Annotated in this window: 20 protein-coding genes; 6 read left to right on the forward strand and 14 right to left on the reverse strand. The window is 62.2% G+C overall.

From position 1 onward, the window contains the following. Positions 1-2: 2 nt before the first annotated feature. Positions 3-3,068 (forward strand): efflux RND transporter permease subunit, encoded by a 3,066-nt coding sequence (locus HU749_RS06460; RefSeq protein ID WP_095974830.1) that lies wholly within the window; start codon positions 3-5, stop codon positions 3,066-3,068. 190 nt (positions 3,069-3,258) lie between these two features. On the opposite strand, the gene HU749_RS06465 is transcribed toward HU749_RS06460, so the two are convergent. The 4 genes from HU749_RS06465 to plsB form a co-directional block, all read right to left on the reverse strand. Further along, positions 3,259-3,948 (reverse strand): DUF4197 domain-containing protein, encoded by a 690-nt coding sequence (locus HU749_RS06465; RefSeq protein WP_046065322.1) that lies wholly within the window; start codon positions 3,946-3,948, stop codon positions 3,259-3,261. 33 nt (positions 3,949-3,981) lie between these two features. Next, positions 3,982-4,377: a YbaY family lipoprotein gene (locus HU749_RS06470; protein WP_003198192.1), complete on the reverse strand. Its 396-nt coding sequence runs from the start codon at positions 4,375-4,377 to the stop codon at positions 3,982-3,984. Between the two features lie 92 nt (positions 4,378-4,469). Then, on the reverse strand, positions 4,470-4,844 hold the full coding sequence (locus tag HU749_RS06475; protein ID WP_046065320.1) for a hypothetical protein: 375 nt from the start codon (positions 4,842-4,844) through the stop codon (positions 4,470-4,472). 188 nt (positions 4,845-5,032) lie between these two features. Beyond that, a complete protein-coding gene (gene plsB, locus HU749_RS06480) occupies positions 5,033-7,531 on the reverse strand; it encodes a glycerol-3-phosphate 1-O-acyltransferase PlsB (protein WP_186649967.1) in 2,499 nt (832 codons plus the stop codon). A 226-nt stretch (positions 7,532-7,757) separates the two neighbouring features. On the opposite strand from plsB, the gene HU749_RS06485 reads away from it, so the two are divergent. Next, entirely contained in the window at positions 7,758-7,967 is a 210-nt protein-coding gene (locus HU749_RS06485; protein ID WP_003198198.1) for a cold shock domain-containing protein, read from the forward strand. A gap of 161 nt (positions 7,968-8,128) precedes the next feature. Here HU749_RS06485 and HU749_RS06490 read toward each other — a convergent pair whose 3' ends face one another. The 3 genes from HU749_RS06490 to dapE form a co-directional block, all read right to left on the reverse strand. Continuing rightward, entirely contained in the window at positions 8,129-8,506 is a 378-nt protein-coding gene (locus HU749_RS06490; protein WP_003198200.1) for a hypothetical protein, read from the reverse strand. A gap of 82 nt (positions 8,507-8,588) precedes the next feature. Beyond that, positions 8,589-9,398, reverse strand: coding sequence for a putative RNA methyltransferase (locus HU749_RS06495; RefSeq protein WP_046065318.1), 810 nt, complete (start codon positions 9,396-9,398; stop codon positions 8,589-8,591). After that, on the reverse strand, positions 9,398-10,549 hold the full coding sequence (gene dapE, locus HU749_RS06500; RefSeq protein WP_014336780.1) for a succinyl-diaminopimelate desuccinylase: 1,152 nt from the start codon (positions 10,547-10,549) through the stop codon (positions 9,398-9,400). Before dapE ends, HU749_RS06495 begins: the two co-directional genes overlap by 1 nt. 362 nt (positions 10,550-10,911) lie before the next feature. Here dapE and tcdA point away from each other — a divergent pair, with 362 nt between their 5' ends. Continuing rightward, positions 10,912-11,730, forward strand: coding sequence for a tRNA cyclic N6-threonylcarbamoyladenosine(37) synthase TcdA (tcdA, locus tag HU749_RS06505; protein ID WP_079302066.1), 819 nt, complete (start codon positions 10,912-10,914; stop codon positions 11,728-11,730). Between the two features lie 115 nt (positions 11,731-11,845). Here the strand turns inward: tcdA and HU749_RS06510 are convergent, their stop codons facing one another. The 4 genes from HU749_RS06510 to HU749_RS06525 all read right to left on the reverse strand — a co-directional run bounded on the left by HU749_RS06510 (position 11,846) and on the right by HU749_RS06525 (position 14,958). Next, positions 11,846-12,250, reverse strand: a complete 405-nt coding sequence (locus HU749_RS06510; protein WP_079302067.1) for a SufE family protein — start codon at positions 12,248-12,250, stop codon at positions 11,846-11,848. Continuing rightward, the gene (locus HU749_RS06515) at positions 12,247-13,452 is read right to left on the reverse strand and encodes an aminotransferase class V-fold PLP-dependent enzyme (protein WP_186649965.1); all 1,206 of its coding nucleotides are present in this window, start codon (positions 13,450-13,452) and stop codon (positions 12,247-12,249) included. Before HU749_RS06515 ends, HU749_RS06510 begins: the two co-directional genes overlap by 4 nt. Before the next feature lie 76 nt (positions 13,453-13,528). Continuing rightward, positions 13,529-14,563, reverse strand: coding sequence for a 2,3,4,5-tetrahydropyridine-2,6-dicarboxylate N-succinyltransferase (dapD, locus tag HU749_RS06520; protein WP_003198211.1), 1,035 nt, complete (start codon positions 14,561-14,563; stop codon positions 13,529-13,531). Positions 14,564-14,595: 32 nt separating this feature from the next. Next, entirely contained in the window at positions 14,596-14,958 is a 363-nt protein-coding gene (locus HU749_RS06525; protein ID WP_014336784.1) for an ArsC family reductase, read from the reverse strand. 176 nt (positions 14,959-15,134) lie between these two features. Here HU749_RS06525 and HU749_RS06530 point away from each other — a divergent pair, with 176 nt between their 5' ends. The 3 genes from HU749_RS06530 to HU749_RS06540 all read left to right on the forward strand — a co-directional run bounded on the left by HU749_RS06530 (position 15,135) and on the right by HU749_RS06540 (position 19,494). Then, complete coding sequence (locus HU749_RS06530) at positions 15,135-16,490, forward strand: type III effector protein RopAA (RefSeq protein WP_186649963.1); 1,356 nt, start codon at positions 15,135-15,137, stop codon at positions 16,488-16,490. A 183-nt stretch (positions 16,491-16,673) separates the two neighbouring features. After that, positions 16,674-18,320 (forward strand): Na+/H+ antiporter, encoded by a 1,647-nt coding sequence (locus HU749_RS06535; protein ID WP_079302071.1) that lies wholly within the window; start codon positions 16,674-16,676, stop codon positions 18,318-18,320. 814 nt (positions 18,321-19,134) lie between these two features. Then, a complete protein-coding gene (locus HU749_RS06540; protein WP_186649961.1) occupies positions 19,135-19,494 on the forward strand; it encodes a DUF6124 family protein in 360 nt (119 codons plus the stop codon). Positions 19,495-19,745: 251 nt separating this feature from the next. Here HU749_RS06540 and dapC read toward each other — a convergent pair whose 3' ends face one another. The 3 genes from dapC to map form a co-directional block, all read right to left on the reverse strand. Then, entirely contained in the window at positions 19,746-20,945 is a 1,200-nt protein-coding gene (gene dapC / locus HU749_RS06545; protein WP_079302072.1) for a succinyldiaminopimelate transaminase, read from the reverse strand. Positions 20,946-21,081: 136 nt separating this feature from the next. Next, on the reverse strand, positions 21,082-23,784 hold the full coding sequence (locus HU749_RS06550; RefSeq protein WP_014336789.1) for a [protein-PII] uridylyltransferase: 2,703 nt from the start codon (positions 23,782-23,784) through the stop codon (positions 21,082-21,084). Positions 23,785-23,828: 44 nt separating this feature from the next. Further along, complete coding sequence (map, locus tag HU749_RS06555; RefSeq protein ID WP_014336790.1) at positions 23,829-24,611, reverse strand: type I methionyl aminopeptidase; 783 nt, start codon at positions 24,609-24,611, stop codon at positions 23,829-23,831. Positions 24,612-24,863 lie beyond the last annotated feature (252 nt).

Here is a 24,863-nt window from a genome sequence, read left to right on the forward strand (position 1 = left end):
CGATGGGTTTCAATCTTTCCGAATGGGCGTTGCGCAACCGCCAGATCGTACTGTTCCTGATGCTGTTGCTGGCCATCGTTGGCGCGCTTTCCTACACCAAGCTTGGCCAGAGCGAAGACCCGCCGTTCACCTTCAAGGCCATGGTCATCCGCACCGCCTGGCCGGGCGCCACGGCCGAGGAAGTCTCGCGGCAGGTTACTGAGCGCATCGAAAAGAAGCTCATGGAAACCGGCGATTACGAAAGGATCGTCTCGTTCTCCCGGCCGGGCGAGTCTCAGGTGACCTTCATGGCACGCGACTCCCTGCATTCGGCACAGATTCCCGAGCTGTGGTACCAGATCCGCAAGAAGATCAGCGACATCCGCCACACTTTGCCGCCGGGTATCCAAGGGCCATTTTTCAACGATGAATTCGGGACCACCTTCGGCAATATCTATGCGCTGACCGGCGATGGTTTCGACTACGCCGTGCTCAAGGACTACGCCGATCGCATCCAGATCCAGCTGCAGCGGGTCAAGGACGTGGGCAAGGTCGAACTGCTCGGTTTGCAGGACGAGAAGATCTGGATCGAGCTGTCGAACGTGAAGCTGGCGACCCTCGGCCTGCCCTTGGCGGCGGTCCAGCAGGCCCTTGAAGAGCAGAACGCGGTATCGACCGCCGGCTTCTTCGAAACCGGCAGCGAGCGATTGCAGCTCCGGGTTTCCGGGAATTTCCAGACCGTGGAAGAGATCCGCAACTTCCCGATCCGGGTCGCCGATCGTACGTTCCGTATCAGTGATGTGGCCGATGTGCGCCGTGGCTTCAACGATCCACCGGCGCCACGCATGCGTTTCATGGGCGAAGATGCCATCGGCCTGGCCGTGGCGATGAAGGACGGCGGTGACATCCTGGTGTTGGGCAAGGCCCTTGAGGTCGATTTTGCCCGGATCCAGGACACGCTCCCGGCCGGCATGCAATTGCGCAAGGTGTCGGACCAGCCGGCGGCGGTGAAGACCGGGGTGGGTGAGTTCGTCCAGGTGCTGGTGGAAGCGCTGACGATTGTGTTGCTGGTGAGCTTCTTCTCCCTGGGGCTGCGCACCGGGATGGTGGTGGCCCTGGCGATCCCGCTGGTGTTGGCGATGACCTTCGCCGCGATGTATTACCTGGGGATCGGCCTGCACAAGATTTCCCTCGGCGCGCTGGTATTGGCGCTGGGGTTGCTGGTAGACGATGCGATCATCGCCGTGGAGATGATGGCGATCAAGATGGAGCAGGGTTTCGACCGGATCAAGGCCGCCAGCTTTGCGTGGACCAGCACGGCGTTCCCGATGCTCACCGGTACGTTGATCACCGCGGCCGGCTTCCTGCCAATCGCCACCGCGCAATCGGGCACCGGCGAATACACACGTTCGATCTTCCAGGTCGTGACCCTGGCATTGGTGGCGTCCTGGGTGGCTGCGGTGGTGTTTGTGCCGTACCTGGGGGAAAAGCTCCTGCCGGACCTGGCGAAAATTCACGCGGCCAAACATGGCACGGCTGACGGCCAGACTGACCCTTACGGCACGCCGTTTTATCAGCGTGTCCGGCGGATGGTGGAGTGGTGCGTGCGTCGCCGCAAAACCGTCATCACCTTGACCGTGCTGTTGTTTGTCGGCTCGGTGGTGTTGTTCCGTTTCGTGCCGCAGCAGTTCTTCCCGGCATCGGGGCGGCTGGAGCTGATGGTCGACCTGAAACTGCAGGAAGGCGCCTCCCTGAGCAACACCGCCGAGCAGGTCAAACGCCTTGAAGCGCTGCTCAAGGACCATGCCGGCATCGATAACTACGTGGCGTACGTGGGCACCGGTTCACCGCGTTTCTACTTGCCGCTGGATCAACAATTGCCAGCGTCCAGCTTCGCCCAGTTCGTGGTGCTGGCCAAGACCATCGAAGACCGCGAACCCCTGCGCAGTTGGTTGATCAGTACCCTGAACGAGCAATTCCCGACCCTGCGCTCGCGGGTCACGCGCCTGGAAAACGGCCCGCCGGTCGGTTACCCGGTGCAGTTCCGCGTCACGGGTGAGCACATCGAAGTGGTCCGGGCCCTGGCGCGCAAAGTGGCGACGAAAGTGCGAGAAAACCCTTACGTGGCCAATGTGCATCTGGACTGGGAAGAACCGAGCAAGGTGGTGTACCTGAATATCGACCAGGACCGTGCCCGGGCGTTGGGCGTGAGCACCGCCAACCTGGCGAGTTTCCTGCGCAGTTCCCTCACCGGCTCCAGCGTCAGCCAGTATCGGGAAGACAACGAATTGATCGAAATCCTGCTGCGCGGCACGGTGCATGAGCGCACCGAGTTGTCGTTGCTGCCGAGCCTGGCGGTGCCGACTGACAACGGCAAGAGCGTGGCCCTGTCGCAGATCGCGACCCTGGAATACGGCTTCGAAGAGGGCGTGATCTGGCACCGCAACCGCCTGCCGAGCGTGACCGTACGGGCCGATATCTACGGCAAGGAACAACCGGCGACCCTGGTGCAGCAGATATTTCCGACCCTGGAGCCGATTCGTGCAGAACTGCCGTCCGGTTACTTGTTGGAGGTGGGCGGTACGGTCGAGGATTCGGCCCGCGGCCAGAAATCGGTGAATGCCGGTGTGCCGCTGTTCATCGTAGTGGTGTTGACCTTGCTGATGCTGCAACTGCGCAGCTTCTCACGCACCGCCATGGTGTTTCTCACCGCGCCGCTGGGGTTGATCGGTGTGACGCTGTTCCTGCTGGTGTTCCGCCAGCCGTTCGGTTTCGTCGCCATGCTCGGCACGATCGCGCTGTCGGGGATGATCATGCGCAACTCGGTGATCCTGGTGGACCAGATCGAACAGGACATCAAGGCGGGGTTGGCGCCGTGGCAGGCGATCATCGAAGCGACGGTACGCCGCTTCCGTCCGATTGTGCTCACCGCACTGGCGGCGGTGCTGGCGATGATCCCGCTGTCACGCAGCCTGTTCTTCGGCCCGATGGCGGTGGCGATCATGGGCGGCTTGATCGTGGCGACGGCGTTGACGCTGTTGTTCCTGCCGGCGTTATATGCGGCGTGGTTCAGGGTCAAGAAAACCTGATCAACAGGTGTACACCTAACCTGTGGTGAGGGAGCTTGCTCCCGCTCGGTTGCGCAGCAACCGCAAAAGCTTGGGGGCCGCTGCGCAGCCCAGCGGGAGCAAGCTCCCTCGCCACAGGATTGTGGTTTGTCAGATAGACAGTGTATTCATCGCGAGCAAGCTCGCTCCCACAGTTGTTTTGGATTGAGGCTTAGAGAGTACCGAAAACCTTCTTCGCCAAACTGGTCGCCGCAGCCGCCGGGTTCTGGCGAATGGTGGCTTCCTGCTTGCCGATCATCTCGAACAACCCGTCCAGCGCCTGCTCGGTCACGTAGTTTTCGATGTTGGCGCTCTTGGCGTCCAGCACGCCGAAGGTCGCGGCCTGGCCGGCGAAAGCATTGTATTTCTGCGCCAGGCCGACCTTGTCGGTGGCTTGCTTGACGATGGGCAGGAACTTGGCGCGGATCTGCTCGCGGCTGCTCTTGTTCAAGTATTGCGTGGCGGAGTCCTGGCCGCCGCTGAGAATGCCCTTGGCATCGTCCACGCTCATGTTCTTCACGGCATTGACCAGAATTGGCTGGGCCTGGACCACGGCAGCCTCGGCGGCCTGGTTCATGCTGGTTTCCAGTTGATCGACTTGATCACCCATGCCGAAGGCTTTCATCTTGCTGGCGACTTTGCCCAGCTTGCCTGGCAGTTCGATCTTCACATCCGGGTTGTTGCTGAAGCCGCCGGGGGTGCCCAGTTGCTTGACCGCCACCTGCGCGCCTTGGGTCAAGGCGTCCTTGAGGCCGCCCGTGGCGTCCTTTTGCGACAGGTCGCCCAGGGACAGGGCCATGGCATTGGCGCAGAGCAGCAGGCCTGCGCACAGGCCGGTGAAACGGAGGGTTGAGCGAAGCATGATGGCGTCCTTGAAAAAAGTTGGAAAAAGGAATCAGCGTGCGGCGTTGACGCGGATCTTCAACGGCTGCGGATCCTTGCCATCGAGTTGCACGGCGTGTTGTTCGGTGGTGATGAACATCAACTGGCCGTCCACTTCGATGCGGGCGCTCACGGCATAACGATGGCCGGGCTTGACCTGGGCTGGATCATAACTGAGGTGGAACGGCAGCGGGACCTGGCCTTTGATCGGGCCGCTCTGCTCATCGAGCACCACCGCAGGGGCGTCGGCCAGGGAAACGTCCTGCAGGCTCACGCTCAAGGTAGCGTTGGGCGGCAGGGCGATGCGTTGCAGGTAGAACACTTCGCCATCGAGGGATGCTGAGGGGGGCGTTGTCGATTGGCAGGCGGCCAGTAACGCCATGGATGCAAGCAGAGCGAGTTTTTTCATTGGAAGCACCTGGCTCATTGACACCAGCCACACCGGGCGTCAATGAGCATTTAGCGGATTTGCGTCCAAGCATCCATTCGTAACGTCGCGGCTCAGGAACCGAACGCAGGCGCTTGAACAGTTTCAGCCAGCGATGCTGGCGCCAGGCTCAGCGGGATGTCAACGTGTTGATTGCTGCCATCCCAGGTGAAGGCCTGTTCGGTATCAAGAAAAAGCGCGGTGTCGCCTTGGTACGCTTGGGCCTTGACCGAGAGTTTTTCGCCTACGGGCGTCGTCTTGGGGTCGACAAGAAAGCGATATTGCCAAGGCTGCTGGGCCACTGCTTCCTTTGGCGCCATGTTGGAGCCCTGGCCGCCGCTGGCGCTGATCTGCGCGCCGGCTGCATTTCGCACACTGACTTCGGTGCGAGCGGCTTCCGGGAGTTGGAAACCTTCAGGCAGTTGCAGGGTTAACGTGATGATGTTCATGCTGAATTCCTTTTCAGTACGTCGACGTTGACGTGATCCCATCCTAGGGGCCTGCTCCAAAGTTCTCTGTAGGTCTTTTCTTGGTTTGACGTCGCCTTAGCCGCTGCGCAGTGTCGGAGTAAGCCCGATGACTGGCCCATCAACTCACCGCAAGCGTTCCATGCTTCTCGGTGAGTGATCGGCAGTCTTCAACTGTCGGGGCTGACGGCGATCTCCGCAGCATCCTCACTGCGATGCAGCGCCACCTGGCGAATCGACAGGCGAATTTCCGCTGGCAGCACCCGCTTGGCTGCGCCTTCGGCCAGTTCGCCCAGCAGCACGTGGTAGCTGAGTTTGCCGGCCTCGTCGCGGCGCAGCACGTCGAGGTCAAGCATGGTCTGGATGAAGTGGCGGAACAGGCTCTTGTCGAAGAACTCCGGCGCATTCAGGCCATGCAGGATCGACAGGCGCTGGGCCATGACGGTGCAGAGGTCTTCCAGTTCTTCGGCGCTGATGGTGTTCTGGCCGCTGTTGAGCAGCAGCGAGACGGTCATGTAGAAGCGCTGCAAGGTCTGGGCGATGCTTTTTGACAGCAGGGTCAGCAGCACGAAGTGCCGCGAACTCGGCGCCGGGCGCAGGTACAGGTCATTTTCGAAACGCAGCAGGCCCTGTTCGACGAATGCTTCGAGCCACTGGTCGACCACGCCGTCCAATTCTTCCAGCGACCAGCGAATGAACAGCTCCGATTGCAGGTACGGGTACAACGCGTGGGTGTAGCGCAGGATCTGCTCGCGGCTCATGCGCGAGCTGCTCTGGAAGAAGCTCGCCAGCAACGCCGGCAGGGCGAAGATGTGCAGGACGTTGTTGCGGTAGTAGGTCATCAGTACCGCGTTCTGCTCATCCAGGTACAGAATCTTGCCCAGGGCATCGCTCTGTTCCGACAGCAGGTCCATGCCTTTTACATGTTCGATCAGCGCCCGGCCATCGCCTTCGGGCAGGGTGGTGTGGGGCGAGTACGGGACTTTGCGCAACAACGCCAGGTACAGGTCGAGCACCCGGGCCATGGCGCGGTCGTCCAGGGCCAGGCGGCTGGTGGACAGCAGCGCCAGGGCGACGAGGTTGACCGGGTTGATCGCTGCGGCTTCGTTAAGGTGCCGGGCCACGCGCTCGCCAAGGCGATTGGTGGTCGCGTTGAGCCAGGCCGGTTTGAATTGCGGACCCAGTTCCTGTTGGCGCCAATCCAGCTGTTCGCTGTCGAGGAATTCCGCCAGCTTGATCGGTTCGCCGAAGTTCACCGCCACCTGGCCGAAACGTTGCTTGAGGGCGCCGATGACCTTGAAGATGTCGAAGATCGATTCTTTTTTCTTGCTGGCCCCACGCAGTTCGCCCAGGTAGGTGCGGCCTTCCAGCACCCGCTCATAACCGATGTAGACCGGCACGAACACGATGGGCATGCGCGAGGAGCGCAGGAAGCTGCGCAGGGTGATGGCGAGCATGCCGGTCTTGGGTTGCAGCATGCGCCCGGTGCGCGAACGCCCGCCCTCGACGAAGTACTCCACCGGAAAACCTTTGGTGAACAGCGTGTGCAGGTATTCGTTGAACACGGCGGTGTAGAGCGGGTTGCCCTTGAAGGTGCGACGCATGAAGAACGCCCCGCCACGGCGCAGCAGGCTGCCGATCACCGGCATGTTGAGGTTGATGCCGGCGGCGATGTGCGGCGGCGTCAGGCCGTTGCGAAACAACAGGTACGACAGCAGCAGGTAGTCGATGTGGCTGCGGTGGCACGGCACATAGATGACTTCGTGGCCTTGGGCGACGTTCTGCACGCCTTCGATGTGGTTGACCTTGATGCCGTCGTAGATCTTGTTCCAGAACCAGCTCAGCACCACTTCCAGGAAACGGATCGCGGTGTAGGTGTAGTCCGAGGCAATCTCGTTGCCGTAGCGCAGGGCTTGGGCCTTGGCTTTTTCGGTGGAGATCTTTTCCCGCTCGGCTTGCTCGGCAATCGCCTGCTTGACCAGCGGCTGGTTCAGCAGGCCCTTGACCAGGTTGCGCCGGTGGGAAATGTCGGGGCCGATGACCGCTGCTTTCAGATTGCGGAAGTGCACCCGCAGGATCCGCTGGGCCATGCGTACAGTGCGCTCGTGGCCCTTGTCGTGTTCGATCAGCTCGCGCAGGTGGATCGGCGCGGAGAATTGCACGCGGGTCTTGCGCCCCAGAATCATGATGCTCAACAGGCGGCGCAGGCGCCCGGTGACGGCCCAACTGTCGGCGAACAACAGCTTCCAGGGGCTGGATTCGCTGTCGGGCGACTGCCCCCAGAACACGCTGACCGGGATGATCTGGGCGTCTTCGGCGGCATTGTGGGTCAGGGCGTTGACCAGTCGCGTCAGGGTGGGTGGCGCACCGCGCTTGTCCTGGCGGCCGATCCAGTCCGGCGCTGGCGTCAGGTAGAAAAACGCCGCCGGCTCCAGCAGGTTGCCCACCGAGACCGGCAGCACCGGACGGGGCAGGCCGGCCTTGGTGCATTCGGTGTCGAGCACCGCCAGGTCAGTGAGCGAAGGATCTTGCAGGACGTAGAACACCGGACGACTGCGGTCGAGGTTGAGGGTGAAGGACGACTGGTTGATCGTCTCGGAGCGAACCCAGAGATACAACAGTCGGCGCAGGGTGCCAAACACAAGACGGCGGAACGGGGAGCGGGTCATACGGCTTCTGCATGAGTGAATGGAATGGGGCGGGCGCCAGTGTGCCGGATTCGCCGAAAATCGGCAAAAAAGCGCCGAAGTAAAGTCAGTTGAGAGTTTTTGTGTCTGTCATATACTCGGCCAGTGACTGCCATGGCCTCCCTTATGGACGGCTGGACGGCAGCTAACGTTCGTACGGCTTTCCCTCGAAAAGCCGACTTAAAAATAAGAAGTGGGAGTGAGCATCATGGCAGCACGGGAAACCGGCAGTGTGAAGTGGTTCAACGACGCGAAGGGCTACGGTTTCATCCAGCGTGAAGGCGGGGCGGATGTGTTCGTGCATTACCGCGCCATCCGCGGTGAAGGCCACCGTTCACTGACCGAAGGCCAGCAGGTCGAGTACGCGGTCGTGGAAGGGCAGAAGGGCTTGCAGGCTGAGGATGTGGTGGGGTTGTAACCCCACTCTTGAAGCCGTGGTAGGTCCCTGTGGGAGCAAAGCTTGCTCGCGACAGTGGTAGGTCAGCTTGCATCGATGTTGAATGTACCTCCGCCATCGCGAGCAAGCTTTGCTCCCACAGTGCTCCCACATTTGGCTCTAGGCTGCGCCTGAGACGGGTGTCACGCCGTCTTCCAGGTAATTTCTTCTTCCCCATCGGCGCTGATGCGAATCCAGCGGTCCGCCGATTCCTCGCCTTCTTCCTCGACCCATGACCCAGGTGCGCAGCGCACTTCGACGTTCAGTGCGGCGAAGGCGGCGCGGGCGCAGGCGATGTCGTCTTCCCACGGGGTCTGGTCACTTTCCAGGTACAGGCTGTTCCATTTGCCCACGGCCTTGGGCAGCCAGGTCACCGGGATATTGCCGGCCTTGCACTTGTAGGTCTGGCCTTTCTGCACCCAGTCGCTGCACGGGCCCAGGGCCTGGCCGAGCCAGGCGGCGATGGCCTTGTGGTCGACGTCGGCGTCTTTGAGGTAAATCTCGATATCGGGTTGGCGCATGGATGTCCTCGCTGCGGTCTTGAAAAATCCATTCGCGGATTTAACGGGTCCCGAGCGGTTGCCCGGGACCGGAATCAAAAGGTTATTGAAGAACGAAATAATCGTAGCGCATCGACACCGTGACCTCGAACGGCTCGGCCTGCTCGATCACGCTGGCACGGCGTTCGGCACTGGCGCGCCAGCCGTGGGGCGTCATTGCCAGCAGGTTGGCGCGGTCCTGGCCACTGTCGAGGGTCAGCTTGAATTCGAGGGTTTCGCTGTGATCCAGCACCATGCCCGGCGGCACCAGGGCCAGGTGCTTGTCGTCGGTGTATTCGCGCACTTCGTCGTACAGGCGCTCGCGCAGTTCCATCAGGTGGCCGGCGGTGGGGCCGACTTTCATCAGGCCGCCGCCGGGGCTGAGCAAGCGCTTGGCCTCCTGCCAGTCCAGCGGACTGAACACGCTGGCCAGGAACTGGCAGCAGCCGTCCGCCAGCGGCACCCGGGCCATGCTGGCGATCAACCAGGTCAGCTGCGGGTTGCGTTTGCAGGCGCGCTTGACCGCCTCGCGGGAAATGTCCAAGGCATAGCCATCGGCCTGGGGCAACGCCTCGGCGATCTGCGCGGTGTAGTAGCCCTCGCCACAGCCAATGTCCAGCCAACGCCCAGGCGCGCGTTCGGCGGCCAGTTCGGCCAGGCGCCGGGCGACCGGGGCATAGTGCCCGGCGTTGAGGAAGTCGCGGCGGGCTTCGACCATTGCCTGGTTGTCGCCGGGGTCGCGGCTGTTCTTGTGCTGCACCGGCAGCAGGTTCAGGTAACCCTGCCGTGCGCGGTCGAAGCGGTGGCCGGCCGGGCACACCACGCCGTTGTCCACCGCGTTCAGCGGTTCACTGCAGATCGGACAGGCGAGCATCAGGCGAGCAACTTGATCAGCGTCTTGTAGTAGATCTCGGTCAGCACGTCGAGATCGGCGGCCAGCACACGCTCGTTGACCTGGTGGATGGTCGCGTTGACCGGCCCCAGTTCCACCACTTGCGTGCCCATGGTGGCGATGAAACGACCGTCGGACGTGCCGCCGCTGGTGGACGCCTGGGTCTCGCGCCCGGTGACGTCCTTGATGCTCGACGATACGGCGTCGAGCAGTGCACCGGGTTCGGTGAGGAACGGCAGGCCGGACAGTGCCCAGTCGATGTGCCAATCCAGCTGATGCTTGTCGAGGATATCGGCAACGCGCTGTTGCAGGCCTTCGACGGTGGACTCGGTGGAAAAGCGGAAGTTGAACACCGCCACCAGGTCACCGGGGATCACGTTGGTCGCGCCGGTGCCGGAATTGAGGTTGGATATCTGGAAACTGGTCGGCGGGAAGAAGTCGTTGCCGTGGTCCCAGTGTTCGGCGGCCAGTTCGGCCAAGGCGGGCGCGGCCAGGTGGATCGGGTTCTTCGCCAGGTGTGGATAAGCCACATGGCCTTGCTTGCCGCGCACGGTCAACTTCGCGCCGAGGGAACCGCGCCGGCCATTCTTGACCACATCGCCCACCAGCGTGGTGCTCGACGGCTCGCCGACGATGCACCAGTCCAGTCGCTCCTGGCGGGCCTTGAGGCGCTCGATCACGGCTTTGGTGCCGTGGTGGGCCGGGCCTTCTTCATCGCTGGTGATCAGGAAGGTCAGCGAGCCCTTGTGGTCCGGGTAGTCGGCGACGAACCGTTCGGCCGCCACGACCATCGCCGCCAGGCTGCCTTTCATGTCCGCCGCGCCACGGCCGCAGAGCATGCCCTGTTCGTCGATGACCGCATCGAACGGGTCGAGTTGCCAGGCCTGCACCGGACCGGTCGGCACCACGTCGGTGTGCCCGGCGAAGCACAGCACCGGACCGTCATGCTTGCCATGGCTGGCCCAGAAGTTATCCACATCCTCGATGCGCATCGGTTCGAGCGTAAAGCCCGCGTTGCCCAGGCGCTGCATCATCAGTTTCTGGCAATCGGCATCCACCGGCGTCACGGACGGACGGCGGATCAGGTCGCAGGCGAGTTGCAGGGTCGGCGAGAGGTCGGCGTGGGCCGTCATGGAAAACTCCGAAAAGCTGGAAAGGAGATCACAGTCCATGTGGGAGCGGGCTTGCTCGCGAAGGCGTCATCACTGACGCTAAAAGCTTCGCGAGCAAGCCCGCTCCCACAGGTCCTGAGTTCGACCGTTGGATTGTATTCGGTCGAGGCTTACAAAATGGCGGTTATCTTATAGCAAAACGACCACCATGGGCCCCTGGCGCGGGACCGGTGGAACACAAAAACTGTGGGAGCGAGCCTGCTCGCGATAGCGGTGGATCAGCCGGCATTGAACTGACGCTATCGCGAGCAGGCTCGCTCCCACAGAGGTTTTGCTTAAATTGCCGAGACAAAGCCCTATAATGCGCGCCGGTTTTTGGGGTAATGGTCATGAGTACAGAAGATCCACGGTTTGCCGGTATCGCCCGCTTGTATGGCATCGAAGGCCTGGAGCGCCTGCGGGCGGCCCATGTGGCGATTGTCGGGGTTGGCGGTGTCGGCTCCTGGGCGGCGGAAGCCATTGCCCGTTGCGGCGTGGGCGAGATCTCGCTGTTCGACCTGGACGATGTCTGCGTGAGCAACGCCAACCGTCAGTTGCACGCCCTGGACAGCACCGTCGGCAAGCCCAAGGTCGAGGTCATGGCCGAGCGGCTGCGTGGGATCAACCCCGACTGCACCGTGCATGCGGTGGCCGACTTCGTCACCCGCGACACCATGGCCGAGTACATCACGCCGAACATCGACTGCGTGATCGACTGCATCGACATCGTCAACGCCAAGGCTGCGCTGATCGCCTGGTGCAAGCGCCGTAAGATCCAGATCATCACCACCGGCGGCGCGGGCGGGCAGATCGACCCGACGCTGATCCAGGTCTGCGACTTGAACCGTACGTTCAACGATCCGCTGGCCTCCAAGGTGCGCTCCACCTTGCGCCGCGACTACGGTTTCTCCCGCACCGTGACCCGCCACTACAGCGTGCCTTGCGTGTTCTCCACCGAACAACTGCGCTACCCGAAACCGGACGGCAGCATTTGCTTGCAGAAGAGTTTCGTCGGCGACGGCGTCAAGCTCGACTGCGCTGGCGGGTTTGGCGCGGTGATGATGGTCACGGCGACATTCGGCATGGTCGCGGCGACCAAGGCTGTGGATAAGATCGTGGCGGGCGTGCGGCGGCCGGCGGACAGGGTCAAGCCTCAGGTTTGAGGGTGGGGCTGTTGGCCCCTTCGCGAGCAAGCTCGCTCCCACATGGGATCTGGCTGAATGCAGTATTTGCGTACACCCAAATCCCCTGTGGGAGCGAGCTTGCTCGCGATGGCGGTTACTGAGTCAACTCAAACATCCGCTTCAACACTGCATTCAAGCCATTGCTACGCGACGGCGACAGCTGCCGCGACAATCCCAACTGATTGAACCAATCCGGCAAATCCACCTGCTGCAACTCTTCAGCGGACAACCCGTTGACCCGCGCCAACAGCAACGCCACCAGCCCACGGATCAACCGCGCATCGCTGCTGGCGCAAAACTGCCAATGCCCGTCGTGCAACTGCCCCACCAGCCACACCTGACTTTCACAGCCGTGGACCAGGTTGGCGTCGCACTTGTCCGCATCGCTCAACGGCGGCAAACGTTCGCCCCATTGCATCAGCAGTCGGGCGCGTTGTTCCCAACCTGACGCGTCCTGGAAAATCTGCAGCGCTGTGGCAGCCTCGGCGGGCAGGTTCATCGGAGCATCTCCAGGGCCTGGTCCAGGGCCTCGAAGAAACGTTCGAGATCGGCGGAGTCGTTGTACAGCGCCAGCGACACCCGGATCGCCCCGGACAGCTTCAAATGCTTGAACAACGGCATCGCGCAGTGATGCCCGGCGCGCACGGCGATACCTTGCTCGGTCAGCAGGTGCGCGAGGTCGGCGTTGTGGATGCCTTCGACCACGAAGCTGACCAGGGCCAGGCGCGGGTTGCCCACCAGGCGAACGCCGTTGCGGGCCAACAGGCCATGGAGCAGGTAGTCATGCAGCGCTGCCTCATGCTCGATGACCGCCTGCGGGTCGAGGTCGGACAGGTAATCCAGGGTCGCCCCCAGGCCGATTACGCTGGCAATCGGCGGTGTGCCCGCTTCGAAACCCAGCGGCGCCGGGCGGAAGCTGGCGCTGTGGTAATCGGCCTGTTGCACCATTTCGCCGCCGAACTGCCAATGATGCAGGTTGCCAAGGGCTTCGGTACGGCCAAACAGCACGCCCAGCCCGTCGGGGCCGTAGAGTTTGTGGCTGGAAAACACATAGAAATCGCAGCCCAGCGCCTCGACGTCGTGGCGACCATGGACCACGCCCTGGGCGCCGTCGATCACCGTCAGCGCGCCCTGGGCCTTGGCCAGCGCCAGCAGCGCCGGCACCGGCTGCCAGGCCCCGAGCACATTGGATAACTGGCTCACCGCCAGCAAGCGCGTACGCGGGCCGATCAGTTCGGCGGCGGCGCCAGGGTCGATCACCCCGTTGGCATCCAGTGGCAGCACCACCAGGGTCAACGAACGGCGCTCGGCCAGTTGCTGCCACGGCAGCAGGTTGGCGTGGTGTTCCAGGGCGCTGATGACGATCTCATCGCCCGGGTTGAATAAGTGTTCCAGCCCGTAGGCCAGCAGGTTCAGCGCCGAAGTGGCGCCGTGGGTGAAGACGACTTGCCCGCAGTTTCCGCCATTGAGCCATTGGGAGACCTTGAGGCGGCTGTCCTCGAACGCCTGGGTGGCATGGGCGCCCGGCAAATGTTGCGCGCGGTGCACATTGGCCGCGCCATTAGCGTAGTAATGCGTCAGGGCGTCCAACAGGGCTTGGGGTTTTTGCGTGGTGGCGGCGCTGTCCAGGTAGGTCTGGCCTTGCCGCTGCAGGGCGGCGATGGCCGGGAAATCGGCACGCCAGGGGGATTGGATCAACATGCTTTCGGGCCCTGCTGGAATGACGCCGGACCCTGTGGGAGCAAAGCTGCTCCCACAGGTGAGGGTGTGAAGCGGCTTAGTTGTGGGCGTGCAGTGCTTCGTTCAGCTCGATGGCCGATTTGTGCGTCTTGCATTCCACCGCACCGGTTTCGGAGTTGCGGCGGAACAACAGGTCAGGCTGGCCGGCCAGGTCGCGGGCCTTGACCACTTTGACCAGTTGGTTGTTTTCGTCCAGCAGTTTCACCTTGGTACCAGCGGTCACGTACAGGCCCGACTCCACGGTGTTGCGGTCTCCCAGCGGGATACCGATGCCGGCATTGGCGCCGATCAGGCAGCCTTCGCCAACCTTGATCACGATGTTGCCGCCGCCCGACAGGGTGCCCATGGTCGAGCAACCGCCGCCCAGGTCCGAACCCTTGCCGACGAATACGCCTGCCGAAACACGGCCTTCGATCATGCCCGGGCCTTCGGTGCCGGCGTTGAAGTTGACGAAACCTTCGTGCATCACGGTGGTGCCTTCGCCCACGTAGGCGCCCAGGCGGACCCTCGCGGCATCGGCGATACGCACGCCGGCCGGAACCACGTAGTCGGTCATTTTCGGGAACTTGTCCACCGAGAACACTTCCAGCAGCTCGCCACGCAGGCGGGCTTCAAGCTGGTGCTCGGCCAGTTCGCTCAAGTCGATCGCGCCCTGGCTGGTCCAGGCCACGTTCGGCAGCAGAGGGAAGATGCCGGCCAGGTTCAGGCCATGAGGCTTGACCAGGCGATGGGACAGCAGGTGCAGCTTGAGGTAAGCCTCAGGCGTGGAAGACAGTTGGGCATCTTCGGCCAGCAGCGTGGCGACCAGCGGCTTGTGGCTTTCGGCCAGGCGAGTCAGCAGCGCGGCTTGCGCGGCATCGACGCCCTTGAGGGCTTCTGCCAGTTGCGAGGCCTGGGCGGTGGTGAAGGTGATGGCCTGGTTGCCTTCGCTGTAGCCAAGGATTGGCGCGATGGCTGCGACGATGTCAGCCGACGGGTTGAGCAGCGGCTGTGCGTAGAACACTTCCAGCCAGGCGCCTTGACGGTTTTGTGTGCCGACACCGAAGGCCAGGCTGAACAGGGTAGTGGACATGAAATTACCTCTACAAAATGGACTGGGCAGGCTTACTTGATCTCTGCCGCATAAATATCTGGCTTGAAGCCAATCAGGGTTCGGTCACCGAGGTCAAGCACCGGGCGCTTGATCATCGAGGGTTGGGCGAGCATCAGTTCGATGGCTTTCGGCTGGTCGAGATCGGCTTTGCGTTCGTCGTCGAGTTTGCGAAAGGTCGTACCGGCACGGTTCAACACCACTTGCCAGCCATGCTCGTTGCACCATTGGGTCAGGTGCTCACGGTCGATGCCGGCAGTTTTGTAGTCGTGAAAGTCATAGCGCACCGCGTGCTCATCGAGCCAGGTACGCGCTTTTTTCATCGTATCGCAGGCTTTGATGCCGAAAAGCTGTAAGTGCTTGTTTTCCTTGGGCATGAATGCTCCCCCAAAACGTTCCCGGTATCGTCCTGAAAATCAGCGGACGATTATGCCACGTCGTTCCTTTCAGTGCCTTGACTGTCGCGACGGATCGGACGAGGCGGAACCGATAGGAAAGAGGTGACCACACAGCACAGGTAAACCCGGCACTTTTTCGCACAAGAGACCCGCCCATGGATTCCATCTCCCTGACACTGCCCCATCCACTGACGCTTCAGACTGAAGAGACGCTCCCGCCCCATTCAACGACATCGACCACCGGGACCGCTGCATCCGTCCCGATCGGCCCTGTCTCGGCTGAACAGGACTTGGCAAATCGCACTGGTGCAATCAAGGCCCAGCTCACCCGGGTATTCGAGCCGCATATGAACGGTGCCAATCGCGAGGCCTTCGAAGCACTGATCGACGATCGTTCGCGCACCTTGGCCAATGACGGGGAAACCGCGGAAAGCGTCGATGCCGTGCTGACCAAAGGCTCGCGGCTGGATCGCGCGTCCCATGACACTGTTGGATTCCTTCGTTCGGTTCCCTTCGGCGCGGCGTCCATCGCGCTGGACTTCGCCCCGGCGGTGACCGGCAATGGCTCGATTACCGCGCCGTTGGCATTGTCGGCGATTGCCGGCCTGGTCAGCAGCGCCACCGACACGGTCGGCAATGGCCTGATCAAGCGCGCCACCAGCGACACCCAGTGGCTGGTGGCCGAAAATGCCGATCTGGAGCCGGTCATGCAGGAAGCCGCCCAGGCGGTGAAACCGAGCCTGACGACCCAGGCTATTGAAGGCAGCCTGACTTTCCAGACCTTCTCCGCGCGAAACGTGTTGCGCACGGTCATCCAACCCGTCGTGACGAAGACCGTCGATGCGCAAACGGGCAGCAAGGTGGACTCGGTGATAGCTGCCGTCGGTTCTCCGCTTTCAGGCATGGCCGCCTATGACCTGCAACATTCCATCGATAAATCGAAACACCGGATTGGCCCGGAATACCTGCTGGGACGTCAAGACTGGCACCAGCGTTACAAGGACCTCAAGAATTATGGTGTAGGGAGTGCTGCGATGGGCATTGCGAAGCGGGTCGGCAGCCTGCCGCTGGACGCGATGCGCGATGGCAGCAAATCGCTGCAAGCCTTGGTTACGCCGACAGGCCTGGTCAGTGGTCTCGGAGCGTTGGCCGGCGGTATTACTGCGATCGGCATGGCCCAGACCGCCGCTGTCAACGCAGCCAGGAGCGCCGGGATTTCGCCTGCGGGTGTTGCGGCGGCGGGCAAGGCGACGGTTACGGCGACGATGGCCCCGGTGCTCGCCGCCTGGGTGACCACGGCTGTGATGACCCAACCATTGGCGGACAAGGCTTCTGCTGCGTTGGACAGGCTTTCCGCCGGTCCCGCGCACCCGGATGAGCTGCAGGGAATGTTGCCCTTGGTCGAAAGGTCGACGGCCGAACATATCGCGGAAGACAGCGACAACGAGGGTGACAGCGTTGATTTTGTCTCGGCTCGCTCGACCCTCAGTGCCGCCGAGCGAGCTGTTTAGCGTCGGATAGTCGCCGGTCGCTCCTGCCGCGTGGAGGTTAAGAGCGACCAAGGGGCGACTGCGCATTGACGCCGCTGAGGTGCGACCAATGTGCAAAGGCAGCGGCTCACCTGGGCAGTTAATATGGCACTTCAACGGCAAGCTGTTGCCGCAGATGTGTATGGCTGTCATTGGAAGTCCGTTATGCAAAGCGCCTATACCGTCCTGATCCTGTTGATGCTGGTGGGCGTCTCGCGCCTGATTGGACGGTTGATCCCGCTGCCGTTGCCCCTGGTGCAGATCGGCGCCGGCGCCTTGTTGGCCTGGCCGTCCCTGGGCCTGCACGTGGCCCTCGATCCGGAACTGTTCCTGTTTCTCTTCTTGCCTCCGCTGCTGTTTTCCGATGGCTGGCGCATGCCCAAGCGTGAGTTGTGGCGCCTGCGAGGGCCGATCCTGACGTTGGCAGTGGGCCTGGTGTTGTTCACGGTGGTGGGCGCCGGTTATTTCATTCATTGGCTCTTGCCGAGTATCCCGCTGCCGGTGGCCTTTGCCCTGGCAGCGGTGCTATCGCCGACCGACGCGGTGGCGGTGTCGGCAATTGCCCGCGACCGCCTGCCCGCGCCGCTGATGCACATGCTCCAGGGCGAAGCTTTGATGAACGATGCGTCGGGCCTGGTGACCTTCAAGTTCGCCCTGGCGGCGGCGATCACCGGCGTGTTTTCCCTGGCGGGCGCGAGCCTGACCTTTGTCCTGGTGGCGATCGGTGGATTGTTGGTGGGCGTGGCCTTGAGTTGGCTAGTAGGCCGCTTGCGGGCCTGGATGATTGCCCGGGGCTGGGACGATCCGGCCACCCACGTAGTATTCATGTTGCTGCTGCCGTTCGCGGCCTATGTGCTGGCTGAACGCTTGGGGGCCTCGGGGATTCTCTCGGCGGTGGCGGCGGGGATGATGCAGAGCTGGCTCGACCTGCTGCCGCGCCAGACCGGCACGCGGTTGCTCAATCGCAGCGTCTGGTCGCTGCTGGAATTCGCCTTCAATGGCTTGATCTTCCTGCTGCTGGGCCTGCAATTGCCGGACATCATCAAGGCAGTGACCAGCCAGGAGCCGACGTTGTGGCCAACGCTGTTCTACCGCTGCCTGGATGTGGTGGCGATTTTCCTGGTGTTGCTGGTGCTGCGGTTTGTCTGGGTGCAAAGCATCTGGCGCGTGTCCGGGCTGTTGCGCCGCTGGCGCGGCAAGGGCGAGTTGACCCTGGTGCCGACAGCGCGTTCCTGCTGGTTGTTGACCTTCGGCGGCGTGCGCGGGGCGGTGACGTTGGCGGGCGTGTTGTCGGTGCCGTTGTTGTTAAGCGCCGGTGTTGAATTCCCGGAGCGCGACTTGCTGATCTTCATTGCCGCCGGGGTGATCCTGCTGTCGCTGATCGCGGCCTGCCTCGCCCTGCCATTGCTGCTGCGAGGTATCGAGAAAAGCCCTGACGACAAGCGCCGTAACGAAGTTCGCGAGGCCTGGCGCAAAACCGCTGAAGCGGCGATCCATGCGCTGGAAGTGGAGGAGCCGACCGAAGCGACCAGTACGCCGGATGCGGCCCAGGCGGCGCTGGCGACCGAGGTCAAGGCGCGGCTGATGTCTGAGTATCGCCATCAGTTGGAGGTGTTCAACGACTCCGCCGAAGCCCAGGCGCTGGCGCTCGAAATGGACCTGCTGGAGCGCCGGCTACGCTTGAAGGCCTATCGGGCGCAGCGGTTGGAGTTGTATCGCCTCAGTCGTCATCACCAGATTGGGGATGATGTGTTGCGTGAGGTGTTGGGGGAGTTGGATTTGGCGGAGGCGAATTTGGGGTTGGGTAAGTAGCAGTGATGCGCCGGCCCTTTGTGGCGAGGGGATTTATCCCCGTTGGACTGCGCAGCAGTCCCAAAGCAGTCAATTCAAGCTGTCCGACACAGCGCGTTGTTAGCTTTGAGGGCTGCTACGCAGCCCAGCGGGGATAAATCCCCTCGCCACAGGGGAGATCCCACCACTTTGCGGAGCTTCAGCATTTCAGGCGCAACAAAGCCCGGCGTGCCTTGTCCTCATAAAAAGCAAAGCCGCCCGAAGGCGGCTTCAATCGACACGCAACTGAGCTTGCTTGGCCCCGTCTGCGTGGCTGGGTCAACCCGAAGAGGGACCCAGACTCCTGCCAGCGTTCACTGGTGACGGGGCGATCATGGCTGCCGGTAATAACGAATTCAAGCCAGCTTGATTCTTGAAACAGGGCTGTGTGAGATCTGTTGAGGTGCTTAACCAGTGAAATCAATGGCTTGCTTTATGGAGGTGCGTTTTATTTTTTTCTTGTCTGAGCAAGTGATTGTGGTCTGTCAGACGCGCCGAAGTTTCCGACAAGTTTTTAAGGTTGTCCGTCGGAAGCGAGGGCTCTAGCCTCTGGGTGTCGCTGCCAATTCAGCGACCGGACGTGAGAATCCGATCCTCCCTAGTAGGCGCGTAGGCGCCGACCATATAAAGTGCAGGCGCTTTTCGTCTGGGCACTATGTTATGGCGGCTGTGCGCGGGCATGCTTCGGCATGGCCGGGCTTCCTAGGGGCTTGGATTCTCACCCCGCGTACGGCTGCCACCCTCCGGTCCGTGAGAAGACTCGGTGGCGGCTCCCAATTTCCCTAGGAGCAATAGCATGACTAAAGAAACGCCTAATCCTCCAAAACCGGCCTCCACTTTCCCCTACGGCGACTACGCCCCCGAAAAGCTGCAAGAAGCCGCTGATCGTGCGCTGGACCATTACCTCAAACCTGACGACAGCGAGCCAGAACCCAAGCCCCCAGTGCAGTTATTCACTGTGGCTGACGGTATCGACACCGAAGTGTTGCTGGCCAACCTCAGTGAAACTCTGGCTTCGGCCAATGCAATGCTCAATGACCTTGTCTTCGATCAGGACGGCTCGCGACGACATGTAGCATTGGGGGTGGCCCAGATGATTGAGTTGGGGATGTTGTTGGCGAACAAGTGCCTGGACCGGGTAGAGCTTCGGACTTGATGTAATAAGTGCCGGCCTCATCGCGAGCAAGCTTTGCTCCCACAGGGGATTTGTGGTGTTCACAGACATGGGGGCGACACCAAGCCCTTGTGGCGAGGGAGCTTGCTCCCGCTGGGGCGCGAAGCGGCCCTGAAACCGGGCAACGCGGTACGTCAGGCAGATTGAGTTGGCTACTTCAGGGGCCGCTGCGCAGCCCAGTGGGAGCAAGCTCCCTCGCCACAACAGCGGTCCGCTTCAGCGCGATACAGTCATCAACCCCGACGCTGGATGAACGCGCGAATCCGCTCGGCCGCTTCCACGCATTCAGCCAATGGCGCAACCAAGGCCATGCGCACGCGCCCGGCGCCTGGGTTGACGCCATCCACGTCGCGGGACAGGTAGGAGCCCGGCACGACCGTCACGTGTTCCTGTTCGAACAGGTCCCGGCAGAACGCCGCATCATCGCCCGCTACGTTCGGCCACAGGTAGAAGCTGCCATCGGGACGCTGTACGTCCAGCACCGGGCTGAGGATCTCCAGCACGGCGTCGAATTTCTCGCGGTACAGCGCGCGGTTGGCGCGTACGTGCACTTCGTCGTTCCACGCCGCGATGCTCGCCAGTTGGGTCTGAACCGGCATCGCGCAGCCGTGGTAGGTGCGGTACAGCAGGAAACCCTTGAGGATGTCGGCGTCGCCGGCCACGAAACCGGAACGCAGGCCGGGCAGGTTGGAGCGTTTGGACAGGCTGTGGAACACCACGCAGCGCTTGAAATCCTTGCGACCGAGTTCGACGCAGGCGCTGAGCAGCCCCGGCGGCGGGGTTTGTTCGTCGAAATACAGTTCGCTGTAGCACTCGTCCGCGGCGATGACGAAGTCATATTCGTCAGCCAGGGCGATGAGTTTCTTCAGCACGTCCACCGGAATCAATGCGCCGGTCGGGTTGCCAGGGGAGCACAGGAACAGGATCTGGCAGCGTTTCCAGATGTCCGGCGAAACGGCATCGAAATCCGGGTTGAAGCCGTTCGTGTCCAGGCACGGCAGGTAGTGCGGCTTGGCCCCGGCCAGGAACGCCGCACCTTCGTAGATCTGGTAGAACGGGTTCGGGCTGACCACCAGGGCGTCGTCGCCACGGTTGACCACGGTCTGGGTGAAAGCGAACAGGGCTTCACGGGTGCCATTGACCGGCAGCACATGGCGCGCCGGGTCCAGCCAGCCGTTTGGCACGTTGAAGCGGCGCTCGCACCAACCAGTGATGGCCTCACGCAGCTCCGGGATGCCGAGGGTGGTCGGGTACACGGCCATCTTTTCCAGATTGCTGGCCAGGGCTTCAGCCACGAAGCTTGGCGAGCGATGCTTGGGTTCGCCGATGGACAGGGCGATCGGGCGTTTGTCCGGATTGGGCGTGACGCTGCCAAGCAAGGCGCGGAGCTTTTCGAACGGGTAGGGCTGGAGCTGGTTCAGAGCGTTGTTCATCAAGGGCCTCGTCAATGTGGGCGCGGTCCTTGTGGGAGCGAGCTTGCTCGCGATGGCGGTGAGTCAGGCAGCATCAATGCTGGATGCTCCGTCGCTATCGCGAGCAAGCTCGCTCCCACAGAGGGAGATTGTTCGTTTAGATGCTGATGCGTGTCATGTGAGCATCGGGTTCCTGGTTGACGCTCAAATGCCGCACGATCGCTTCCTGCAGGCGGCTGCACAGCTGCGGATCGGACAGCGGCTGGTTGTGAGCGTCGGTGATGAAGAAGACGTCTTCCACCCGTTCGCCGAGGGTGGCGATCTTGGCGTTTTGCAGCGACAGGTCGAACTCCAGGAAGATATGGCCGATCCGCGCCAGCAGGCCCGGGCGGTCCGGGGCGCTGAGTTCCAGCACGGTGACCTGGCGCTGGGCGTCGTTGTGGATCGTCACCTGTGGCGCGAAGGCGAAATGCTTGAGCTGGCGCGGCACCCGGCGCTGGATGATGGTCGGGTAGTCCGCCGGGTTGCGCAGGGCTTCGGTCAGGCCGTCGCGAATCTGCTTGACCCGCGCCGGGTTGTCGCCAATCGAGTCGCCGTCGGTGTCGAGCACGATGTAGGTGTCGAGGGTGAACTGGCTGCTCGAGGTGATGACCCGGGCGTCATGGATGTTGAGGTTGAGCTGGTCCATCGCCGCCACGGTCACGGCGAAGAAATCATGCTGGTCCGGGGCATAGATGAAGATCTGCGTGCCACCCTCGAACTCGCGCTGGGTGGTTTCCTTGATCAATACCAGCGGCCCGCCATCGGCCGGTTGCTGCAGGATCGCGTCGCTGTGCCAGGCCACGTCGCCGGCGGTGTGGCGCAGGAAATAGTCGTCGCCCAATTGCGACCAGAGTTGCTCGACGTCGTCCGGATCGGTGCCACCGCGCACTAGGATGTCCAGGGCCGCGCTTTGGGTGCGACGGATCTGCTCTTCGCGGTCCACCGGGTTTTCCAGGCCGCGGCGCAAGGCGCGCTTGGTCTCGGTGTAGAGCTGGCGCAGCAGGCTGGCGCGCCAGGAATTCCACAGGCTCGGGTTGGTGGCGTTGATGTCGGCCACGGTCAGCACGTAGAGGTAATCCAGGCGTGTTTCATCGCCGACGATCTGGGCGAAGTCGTGGATCACCTGCGGGTCGGACAAATCCTTGCGTTGGGCGGTGGTCGACATCACCAGGTGGTTCTGCACCAGCCAGACGATCAGTCGGCTGTCCCACAGGGGCAGTTGATGGCGCTGGCAGAACGCCTCGGCATCCACCGCGCCAATCTCGGAGTGGTCGCCTTGGCGGCCCTTGCCGATATCGTGATACAGCCCGGCCATGTAGATCAGTTCGGGCTTGGGCAACTTGGCCATGAGCTTGCTGGCCAGCGGGAATTTTTCTGACACCTGGGTGTACTGCAGCTTACGCAGGTGCTTGATCAGGTTCAGGGTGTGGGCATCGACCGTATAGATGTGGAACAGGTCGTGTTGCATTTGCCCGACGATGAAACCGAACTCCGGCAGATAACGTCCGAGGATCCCGTAGCGGTTCATCCGGCGCAGGTTGCGGTGCACGCCGATCCTGCACTTGAACAACTCGATGAACAGGCTGGTGTTGCGGATGTCGTTACGGAAATCTTCATCGATCAGATGACGATTTTCCCGCAGCAGGCGAATGGTGTCGGCGCGTACGCCCTTGATTTCCGGCTGCTGGGCCATGAGCACGAAGATTTCGAGCATGGCGAACGGCGTGCGGCGGAACACATAGTCGTGACGCGCTTCGATGTAGCCGTCGTGCAGTTGAAAGCGTGAGTTGATCGGCTGCGGCGGCTCCTCGTCCTCGGGCGCGAGGATGACTTCCTCGAAGTGCTGGATGATCAGCTCGCTGAGCTGGGCAATGCTCATCACCACGCGGTAGTACTGCTGCATGAAGTTTTCGATGGACTGCTTGGCATCCTGCCCTTCGAAACCCAACAGGCTGGCGATGGAGCGCTGGTGGTCGAACAGCAGGCGGTCCTCGGAGCGCCCGGCCAGCATGTGCAGGGCGTAGCGAACCTTCCACAGAAATTCCTGGGACGAGGCCAGCAAGGCGTTTTCGCTTTCCACCAAAAAGCCTTCGCCGGCCAGGGCGCGCAGGTTCAGCGTCCCGTACTGGCGGCGGGCGACCCAAAGGATCGTCTGGATGTCCCGCAACCCGCCGGGCGAGCCCTTGACGTTGGGCTCCAGGTTGTATTCGGTGTCGTTGTACTTGTGGTGGCGGGCCTTCTGCTCGGCGTGCTTGGCCAGGAAAAAATCCTTGCTGGGCCACATGTGCGCCGTGCTGGTGACGTCGAGCATGCGCTGGCGCAGGTGCTCGGGGCCGGCGATGGTGCGGCTTTCCATCAGGTTGGTGATCACCGTCAGGTCGGCGCGGGCCTCGTCGGCGCATTCCTGCACCGAGCGCACGCTCTGGCCGACTTCCAGGCCAATGTCCCACAGCAGCGTCAGGAACCGCTCGATGGAGTCGCGGAAAACTTCATGATCGGCGCTGTCCAGCAAGATCAGCAAGTCGATGTCGGAGTAGGGGTGCAGCTCGCCACGTCCATAGCCGCCCACCGCCACCAGGGCGATGTCGGCGTCTTCGCTCCAGTCGAACTGCTCCCAGGCCTTTTGCAGGATGTTATCGACGAACCAGGCGCGGTCCTCGATCAGCCGACGAATGTCCCGACCATTGCGAAAGCGCTGGTCGAGCACTTCGTGGGCCTGGCGGATCGCCTTCTTGAACGCCGAGATGGGGCTTGCCTTCAGGGCCAGTTCAGCCTGGAACTGGCCGCGGTCGAAGAGTTCGGGATCCACCTGCGGCATTGAATGACTTTCCTTTCTATCTATATCTATAGGCTGGGTTCGGATCAGGCGGAAACGCGAGGGATGGTGTCATCGCTGCGCAGGGTGAAGATCTCGTAGCCGGTCTCGGTGACCAGCAAGGTGTGTTCCCACTGGGCCGACAGCTTGCGATCCTTGGTGATGGCAGTCCAGCCGTCGCCCAGCACCTTGGTGTCGGCGCGGCCCTGGTTGATCATCGGCTCGATGGTGAAGGTCATGCCCGCCTGCAGTTCCATGCCAGTGCCGGCACGGCCGTAGTGCAGGATCTGCGGTTCTTCGTGGAACACCTTGCCGATGCCGTGGCCGCAGAACTCGCGTACCACCGAGAAGCCGTTCTTCTGCGCGTGCTTCTGGATCACTTCGCCGATGTCCCCCAGGCGGCAGCCCGGTTTCACCAGTTCGATGGCCATGTACATGCATTCCTGGGTGACCTTGGACAGGCGCTCGGCCCACTCCGGCACGTTGCCGACATGGAACATGCGGCTGGTGTCGCCGTGAAAGCCGTCCTTGATGACGGTGACGTCGATGTTCAGGGTGTCGCCATCCTTCAACGGTTTTTCGTTGGGGATGCCGTGGCAGACCACGTGGTTGATCGAGGTGCAGATCGACTTCGGGAAGCCTTTGTAGTTGAGCGGGGCCGGGATGGCTTTCTGCTCGTTGACGATGTAGTCATGGCAGATGCGGTCCAGCTCTTCGGTGGTCACGCCAGGCTTGACGTAGTCGGCGATCATCTCCAGCACATCGGCGGCGAGTTTGCCGGCGACACGCATTTTGGCGATGTCCTCGGCAGTCTTGAGGGTAACGGTCATACAGGCTCTCTCTGCGCCCGACGGCGCTGTTCAAAACGAAATGGGCGGCGGATGATGCTTCACGTGGCCCTGAAAGAGGCGATTCTAACAGACGATCAGCGCAAATCCGCGTCCACATGCATCGCTTCTCTCTATAAGGGTGTGCATCCACAGCCCATGAAAGGGCTGTGGGAGGGGCTCCTCACCAGGATTTCAGAATCCGTGTTCCGTTTTCGCCCTTGCTGTGGTATAAAATGCGCCGCTTTCCGGGGA

The sequence above is a fragment of the Pseudomonas ogarae genome (assembly GCF_014268695.2).
GTDB classification, from domain to species: domain Bacteria; phylum Pseudomonadota; class Gammaproteobacteria; order Pseudomonadales; family Pseudomonadaceae; genus Aquipseudomonas; species Aquipseudomonas kilonensis.

Coding starts and splice junctions, on each gene's coding strand:
- HU749_RS06460 (WP_095974830.1), top strand. CDS start 3: ATGGGTTTCAATCTTTCCGAATGGGCGTTGCGCAACCGCCAGATCGTA.
- HU749_RS06465 (WP_046065322.1), bottom strand. CDS start 3,948: ATGCTTCGCTCAACCCTCCGTTTCACCGGCCTGTGCGCAGGCCTGCTG.
- HU749_RS06470 (WP_003198192.1), bottom strand. CDS start 4,377: ATGAAAAAACTCGCTCTGCTTGCATCCATGGCGTTACTGGCCGCCTGC.
- HU749_RS06475 (WP_046065320.1), bottom strand. CDS start 4,844: ATGAACATCATCACGTTAACCCTGCAACTGCCTGAAGGTTTCCAACTC.
- plsB (WP_186649967.1), bottom strand. CDS start 7,531: ATGACCCGCTCCCCGTTCCGCCGTCTTGTGTTTGGCACCCTGCGCCGA.
- HU749_RS06485 (WP_003198198.1), top strand. CDS start 7,758: ATGGCAGCACGGGAAACCGGCAGTGTGAAGTGGTTCAACGACGCGAAG.
- HU749_RS06490 (WP_003198200.1), bottom strand. CDS start 8,506: ATGCGCCAACCCGATATCGAGATTTACCTCAAAGACGCCGACGTCGAC.
- HU749_RS06495 (WP_046065318.1), bottom strand. CDS start 9,398: ATGCTCGCCTGTCCGATCTGCAGTGAACCGCTGAACGCGGTGGACAAC.
- dapE (WP_014336780.1), bottom strand. CDS start 10,549: ATGACGGCCCACGCCGACCTCTCGCCGACCCTGCAACTCGCCTGCGAC.
- tcdA (WP_079302066.1), top strand. CDS start 10,912: ATGGTCATGAGTACAGAAGATCCACGGTTTGCCGGTATCGCCCGCTTG.
- HU749_RS06510 (WP_079302067.1), bottom strand. CDS start 12,250: ATGAACCTGCCCGCCGAGGCTGCCACAGCGCTGCAGATTTTCCAGGAC.
- HU749_RS06515 (WP_186649965.1), bottom strand. CDS start 13,452: ATGTTGATCCAATCCCCCTGGCGTGCCGATTTCCCGGCCATCGCCGCC.
- dapD (WP_003198211.1), bottom strand. CDS start 14,563: ATGTCCACTACCCTGTTCAGCCTGGCCTTCGGTGTCGGCACACAAAAC.
- HU749_RS06525 (WP_014336784.1), bottom strand. CDS start 14,958: ATGCCCAAGGAAAACAAGCACTTACAGCTTTTCGGCATCAAAGCCTGC.
- HU749_RS06530 (WP_186649963.1), top strand. CDS start 15,135: ATGGATTCCATCTCCCTGACACTGCCCCATCCACTGACGCTTCAGACT.
- HU749_RS06535 (WP_079302071.1), top strand. CDS start 16,674: ATGCAAAGCGCCTATACCGTCCTGATCCTGTTGATGCTGGTGGGCGTC.
- HU749_RS06540 (WP_186649961.1), top strand. CDS start 19,135: ATGACTAAAGAAACGCCTAATCCTCCAAAACCGGCCTCCACTTTCCCC.
- dapC (WP_079302072.1), bottom strand. CDS start 20,945: ATGAACAACGCTCTGAACCAGCTCCAGCCCTACCCGTTCGAAAAGCTC.
- HU749_RS06550 (WP_014336789.1), bottom strand. CDS start 23,784: ATGCCGCAGGTGGATCCCGAACTCTTCGACCGCGGCCAGTTCCAGGCT.
- map (WP_014336790.1), bottom strand. CDS start 24,611: ATGACCGTTACCCTCAAGACTGCCGAGGACATCGCCAAAATGCGTGTC.